Consider the following 2030-nt stretch of genomic DNA (forward strand, 5'->3'; position numbering starts at 1 on the left):
ACTGCTGATGGTGATGCGACAGAATTCTACAAAAAATGGGATTACTCGCGTGCAGGCCATACAGAACCAATGTGGATTTATAAGGGTAATAAGCATTGAGAAAATGTTAAGATTGTGAGATATATGACAGATTACAAAGTATTGATACCCGATGAATCCTATTCAGTGTTAAATTTTAAGCAAGATAATTTTCCAGGTGTGGCCGTGGTCAATAATGCTTTAAGGGAATTTGAACCAAAAATAGTTTTCGCATGGCACTTATCGATTATGATAGATCTAGACGATTTAATCGACAATGGAATGCCTTCAAAAAGTGAAGTTGAAGTAATTGATAACTATGGCGATTATTTGGATAATGAAATAAAAGGCCCGGATAAGGATAAACCTAATGCCTTATTTCTTGCAAGAATAACCTGGAATAAAACGCGAGAATTAATTTGGCGAGTATACGATCCTGAAATCTCAAATAGTTTTCTCCAAGAAATTATTACAGCCAACTCCTCCCCTAGACAGTTTGACTATCGAATCGATCCGGACAATAATTGGGAATTGGCAAAGTGGCATTTGACAGATTGGAAGTAGAGAAAAGCTCCGGTTTAAAAATATATGATGAAAACTGACTCAGCTACTTTTCGTAATGAAAGCATTAAAAATTAATTATCATTATTCGAAATACTAATGGAAGAATTTTATAAACTAATAAATCAAATAGCTCAGGATAAAATTGAATTTACTCAAGGCAGTACATTAATATTAAATCACGCCAAATTTGAATTTGAACTTGTTTTCACATTGTTAAGGAATTATATTTTCAATTCAATTCCCGAAAAAGTAAATTATACTACCGATACATACATACAAGCAATTGCCAGTATACCACTTAAACCTACCTTTACTCCAGTTGTAATTTTAAAATCGTTCCCTACTAAAATTGCATTTAACAAACTTGAGATACTTCGTAAAGATGAACAACAAAAGACCATTATTGCACTATTATGGATATTCAAACAAACCGATACACAACGACGGAATACGGAATGTAAAAATGGTTGGGCATGATTGGTATAATATGTAAAGAAAAGCCACGCCCTAGACGTTAATTCAATTAAACTTCTCTAGTTATAGATTCTAGCCAATTTTGATTCTTTAAGGGATTTTCGATATCTACAGAGAGGTCATTGTTATGAAATCAAATAATGACTAATTTTATAGAGACAACGAATTCACTGTTAAATAAAAGTATGAAATTGACAAAAGATAAATTAATTTCCAGAGTTAGAATTTCTTTAGAAAAATTAGAATATAGTTTTTTTAAAGAGTCAATAACCGGTGCGCAAGGTTTCTTTTCAAAGAAACTGGAAAATGGATTTTATTTATCTTTAGGCCTAACTATCGATCGCTGCAGTGACGATGCCTTTTGCGGAACTTTTTATTATTCCAAGACGGTGAGATGGTCTGCAGTGTGGGGTGATATTCCTGATGAAAGTTATATAAGACCTGGACATTTATTATCAGAGATTGAGCGAAAGGATTATTTTAATACTAACAACAAAAATCTTTACGATTATTGGTGGAATGGTTTTGAGGACCTGTCAATAGCCCATTTTGTTGAAATAATTAAACTGACAGAAGTACGATTGCTAAACAATAATTATCTAAAAAACAGAATTGAGGATAGTATTGATGTCTCGAAACTCAGTAATTACTCCAGTGAAGTAAAAACAGCAGTAGTAAAAATTAGTTCACTAAATTCTTCTTATTCATTCATCCCCGACAAAGAAATAGATCGAATTCCGATGGAATGGTTTAAAGCGGCAGAATACACTTTAAAAAAGCATAAAGGAATTCTAAACAAGAATACTGTAAAATCTCTGGCTGCGGATGCATTTATTCAAAACATACTTGATAATAAAATCTAAACGATAAGCATATACAACTGTAATTAAGATAACGTATGAGCAACAAAATTCTCCTATAGTAATGTATTGGCAATAGTTCATTTATATTTGTTCACTTGCGTCCTAAACGTT

3 protein-coding genes are annotated in these 2030 nt (G+C 32.3%); all 3 read left to right on the plus strand.

Annotated elements, in window-relative coordinates:
• Nucleotides 1–123 precede the first annotated feature (123 nt).
• Nucleotides 124–582 carry a DUF695 domain-containing protein gene (locus L950_RS25110; protein WP_021189690.1) on the plus strand — a complete coding sequence of 153 codons (459 nt, stop codon included), beginning with the start codon at nt 124–126 and terminating at the stop codon, nt 580–582.
• Between the two features lie 96 nt (nt 583–678).
• Nucleotides 679–1059 (plus strand): DUF5958 family protein, encoded by a 381-nt coding sequence (locus tag L950_RS25115; RefSeq protein WP_021189691.1) that lies wholly within the window; start codon nt 679–681, stop codon nt 1057–1059.
• Between the two features lie 182 nt (nt 1060–1241).
• Nucleotides 1242–1919: a hypothetical protein gene (locus L950_RS25120; protein WP_021189692.1), complete on the plus strand. Its 678-nt coding sequence runs from the start codon at nt 1242–1244 to the stop codon at nt 1917–1919.
• The last annotated feature ends 111 nt before the right edge of the window (nt 1920–2030 follow it).

It is taken from the genome of Sphingobacterium sp. IITKGP-BTPF85 (assembly GCF_001006065.1).
In the GTDB taxonomy this organism is placed as follows: Bacteria; Bacteroidota; Bacteroidia; order Sphingobacteriales; family Sphingobacteriaceae; genus Sphingobacterium; species Sphingobacterium anhuiense.